Origin of the sequence: Chthonomonas sp., assembly GCF_035294505.1 — a bacterium.
Taxonomy (GTDB): domain Bacteria; phylum Armatimonadota; class Chthonomonadetes; order Chthonomonadales; family Chthonomonadaceae; genus Chthonomonas.
Map to the genome: position 1 here is coordinate 1 of NZ_DATGKU010000072.1, position 4,547 is coordinate 4,547.

The 4,547-nt window shown below is 55.3% G+C and carries 3 protein-coding genes; 1 reads left to right on the top strand and 2 read right to left on the bottom strand.

Going from position 1 to position 4,547, the window contains the following annotated elements:
• Positions 1-243, top strand: a 243-nt coding sequence (locus VKV18_RS03490) for a hydantoinase B/oxoprolinase family protein (RefSeq protein WP_324202840.1), incomplete at its 5' end; no start/stop codon positions are given.
• Here VKV18_RS03490 and VKV18_RS03495 read toward each other — a convergent pair.
• Together VKV18_RS03495 and VKV18_RS03500 are read right to left on the bottom strand one after the other, a co-directional pair.
• Complete coding sequence (locus VKV18_RS03495) at positions 240-1,067, bottom strand: hypothetical protein (protein ID WP_324202841.1); 828 nt, start codon at positions 1,065-1,067, stop codon at positions 240-242. The two genes, VKV18_RS03490 and VKV18_RS03495, sit on opposite strands and share 4 nt — an antisense overlap.
• A 161-nt stretch (positions 1,068-1,228) precedes the next feature.
• Positions 1,229-4,450: an efflux RND transporter permease subunit gene (locus VKV18_RS03500; RefSeq protein WP_324202842.1), complete on the bottom strand. Its 3,222-nt coding sequence runs from the start codon at positions 4,448-4,450 to the stop codon at positions 1,229-1,231.
• Positions 4,451-4,547: the final 97 nt, after the last annotated feature.

Sequence of the window (4,547 nt, forward strand, 5' to 3'; positions counted from 1 at the left end):
GGGCTAATACGCCGTCTAAGGCTTCGCGCGCCGGCCCACATCACGTTGCTTACTAGCAGCCGTGCCCAGAGACCGCAAGGGGCTAACGGCGGGGAGGCGGGTGCTTCTGGCAGGAACTACCTCCTCTTGCCGGATGGCACAAGGCAAGAGTTGCCCGCCTTTTGGAGCGGCATCTGTCCTGCCGATACGGTGTTGACGGTGGAGACCCCCGGGGGTGGGGGCTGGGGAGCGCCGCCTGATTAAAAGAATCGAGGATCGGTAAACACGCCGCTGGCCACAAGATAGACGTAGAGATCGGCACACATAACGGTCACCAAACTCACCCAGAAGAACTGACCGTGGTATTCGTTGAGCCAACTTACCCATCGCCACGACTTATAGCGCCAGCCGGATTTGGAAAACCAGTTCACCGCCCCCCCAATGAGATGGCGAAAAGCATGACATGAGAAGGTGTAGAGGGTCAGGGCGAGGGTATCTATGAGAAAGATAAGCGTGCCTAAACCGGCTCCCACGTGCACCTGCCCGGCTTCGGTATAAAAGAAAGCGTTGTAGAGATGCCACCAATGGAAGCCCACCAGGATCACGGCGATGTAGAAGGTGTAGCGATGGAGATTGAAAATTTTGTTAGGCCAGCGGGTCTCTCCGGTGTAGCGGCGGTGCTTGAATAGCTCGCGCACGGCACAGGCACCGGGGTCTTGGAAGAAGGCCCTATAGTAGACGCGACGGCAGAAATAGCAGGAGAGACGGAAAGCGAGGGGCAAGATCATCACGTAGAGCGCAGCGGAGACAGGCCAAGCCCCTATGCGGAGGTGAACAGGGATGTAGGGCGAGTAGAACGGCGACCAATAGTGGGGCTGAAGCCGCATGGGCGCCAGCCAAGGGAAGTTTTCTCCCTCGTTATAGGTGGCGAAGTAGCGCCCCATAAAGGCGCGAATGGTGGCGTAAATTACAAAGATAACGAGTACGACTACTGTGGTTGTCGGTGCCAACCAGTAGGCATCCTTACGTGGGTTCTCAATAACCGGTGTGCGTACTTCCTCTGTTTCTGGCGTGGTGTAAGTTGCCATGGCGCTTTTTCCCTCGACGTCGAAAATTTCATTTTCGGGAAGCCGCCACAGCGGCTTCTCTCTTTACTACGCTATAATAGCACAGAACGGAAATGTAAGAAAATGAAATTTTTCGATAGAAACTATTAGAAAAGCTTATTTTTTCCTCTCCCGCGTTGTTGCTATCTTCTCCGAAGGCGGCGCACAAGCCGCGTTACACCGTCCACAGCGCTCCCTCGCACCCGGTAAAACAGCACCACGACATCGTCGAGGATCGAGTAGATAACCGGTGTGGCCAGCAGGGTAAGCAGCAGGGAAAGCGTTTGCCCCCCCATAACCGTGTAGCCGATATCCTTATTGGTTTCGGCCCCCGATCCTTTTGAGATCACCAAAGGGATAAGCCCGGCCACGAATGCGATGGTTGTCATGAGAATAGGGCGTAGACGATCGCGATTGGCTTGCACGATGGCATCGAATCGGTTCATGCCGCGGGCACGCAGCTGGTTGGTGTGGTCAATTTGGAGGATGCCGTTCTTTTTGACCACCCCAAAGAGCACGAGAATGCCCAAAATCGAAAAGATATTCACTGTACGGTGGAAGATATAGATCGAGAGGAAGGCGAAGGGTGCCGTAAGCGGCAGCGCGCTCATAATGGCAATAGGATAGATCCACGATTCAAACTGTGCGGCCAAGATGAGATACATGAAGATGATGGCTAAGAGGAACGCGACCACAAACGCCTTAAAAGCCCGGATCAACTCGCGTGAGGTGCCGAACGGAATGATTCGGTATTGGGGTGGAAGGTGCAGTTGATCGAACATCTTCACGATCTGGGCGCCTATGGCCTGTTGCGAATAGCCCGGCAGAATGTTACAGGTGATCAGCACATTTCGCTGACGGTTGAGGCGGTTGATCTGCGCCGGCCCCGTCGTCTGCACCAGATGCACCACCTGATCTAACGGCACGCTGCCCACCGTGCTCGATGGAACCGTGAGCTGTTTAAGAATCTCCGGATTGTCACGATATTGCAAAGCGGCCCGCATATGCACCTCATACTGCTCACCGCCCTCGAAGTAGTCGGTCACCTGCTGATCGCCCACCAGAAGGTGCAGCGTATTGGCTAAATCGGCCACCGATACTCCCAAGTCGGCGGCGCGTTGTCGGTCTATGACCACATCTATTTCCGGCACACCGAGAACGAGGGAAGTATCGGCATCCACGACGCCGGGGATTTTCTTCAGTCCATCTAGAATCCGCTGTGAGTACTGCGCCAACATATTGAGATCGGGGCCGGATAGCGAGTAGGTGACGGCCGCTTGCGGCGCACCCGACGAAAAAGCGGGGATGGGGCCGGCGGTGGCGCGAATGTTGCCGTATTTCGGCAGAATTTTGGTTCGCACCATCTGTTGCACATCCTGTTGGGTGTAGCCATCGGTGCGATCCTCCACCTGCTTCATCTGAACATAAATAGAGGCCAGATTTTGGGTTTTTTGCGGGTTATCGCCGATGGTAACCACCGCATACTCCACATCCGGCAGCTTCAACGTCTCGCGGGCGATTCGGTCGGCGAGTGCCTGGGTGGCCACGAGACTGGTGCCTTCAGGGGCGCGAACGGAGATTTGAAACTGAGATTGGTCGTTATCCGGCAAAAAGTTTTTGGGAACCAGAGGCACCACAATCGCCATGCTTAACAGGGCAAGAAGACAGGCGATCAGCACAAAGATGCGGTGCCACCCCCATTTACCACCTAAACACCATTTAAGAATAGCCGTATAGGTTACGTCGAGCCAATGGAAAAATCCGCGCTGTTTTGAGGTCGCCACCAATCGCTTCTCGGTCGGCTCTTCCTCTCCCGGCACGCCCACCGGCATCCACTCTGGGGCGTCTGTACCGCCGGGCAGGCCCCGTGGTTTTAGCCAGCGCGAAGCCAACATGGGCGTAAGGCTGAAGGAGACAAAAAGCGACACAAGGATAGAGAAAGCCATGGTAAGGCCAAAAGATTTTAGGAACCGCCCGGTAATGCCGGTCATAAAGGCGATCGGCAGAAAGATGGCCACCAGCGAGAAGGTAGTGGCGAGCACGGCCAAGCCGATCTCTCGTGTGGCCTCGATGGCAGCCTCGAAGGGACGCATCCCTTTCTCTTCGATAAACCGATAGATATTCTCCAGCACCACAATGGCATCATCAATCACGATGCCCACAGCCAAAGTAAGCCCAAGCAGCGTGAGCAGGTTAAGGGTAAAGCCCATGGCATAAAGCAGCACAAAGGTGCTGATGATGGAGGCCGGGATGGCCAAACCGGAGATAATCGTCGTGCGAAAGTTCCATAAAAACACCAACACCACCAGGGCTGCAAGCAGACTGCCTAGTTTGAGATGGGACATTACCTCTCTGGTAGAGGCAAGAATATAGGTGGACTGATCGCGAACGATGCGAATGTTGTAGCCTGGGGGCAATGTGGGGCGAATTTCGGCTAATCGCTGTTTTACCGCCTGCACGGTTGCCACCGTATTCAGCCCTGACTGTTTGCGTATCGAGAGCAGCACGGTGGGAATGGGGTGTGAGACGCCCGGTTGCACCAAGTCGGCCACCGTGCTCGGCTCTTCGGTGCCATCCACCACCTGGGCCACATCTCCCACATGAATGAAAGAGCCTCCCGGCCCTTTGGCGACAACAATGTCGGCGAACTGTTGTGGGCTTGTGACACGGCCGAGCGTTCGCACCGTGAGCTTAACGGCGCCCTCATCTACATCGCCGCCGGGGGTTTGGAGGTTTTGAGACTGTAAAGCCCGTTCCACATCCAAGGCCGTAAGCCCGTAGGAGCGCAGTTTGTAGGGGTTCAAATAGATATTGATCTGGCGCTTGCGTGTGCCCAACAGCGTCACCTGTCCCACGCCATCTATCGACTCGATTTGGCGTCGCAGCACCTTGTCGGCGTATTCGCTGATGTTACGGATGTTATCCGGGGCGGAGAGCGCCAACTGAAGAATGGGGGCCGCGTCTGGGTCTACTTTGTCAATTACCGGTGGCTTTATGTCGGAGGGGAGATCGGGAAGAACCTCGTTGACCTTGGCGCGCACCTCCTCTACGGCGACATCTATATCTTTTTCCAGCACGAAGGTGATGATAACCTGCCCCACCCCATCATAAGAGACCGAGCTGAGGCTATCTATACCGCTGATGGTATTAACAGCCTCTTCAATCTTATCCACCACATCGGTCTCAATCTCTTGGGGAGAGGCGCCCTGCTCCGTCACGGTGACGGTGACCACGGGGAAGTCCACTTTGGGAAAGAGGTCTACTTGAAGTTGGGTGTAGCCGTAGATGCCCACCACCACAAGAACAAGGACGAGCACGGTAGCAAACACCGGTCGTCGCACGCAGACTTCCGCCAGCCACTGCATAGTTAGGTCACCTCATGCTGAAACAGATATTTGCGGTGAAATCCTTCGGATTTCCTTAGCATTATAGCCCAAAAAGCGCTCCCTTAGGGCGCCTTGT

Bases quoted from the DNA above. Each gene is read 5' to 3' on its own strand.
- VKV18_RS03495 (WP_324202841.1), bottom strand. From the start codon at position 1,067: ATGGCAACTTACACCACGCCAGAAACAGAGGAAGTACGCACACCGGTT.
- VKV18_RS03500 (WP_324202842.1), bottom strand. From the start codon at position 4,450: ATGCAGTGGCTGGCGGAAGTCTGCGTGCGACGACCGGTGTTTGCTACC.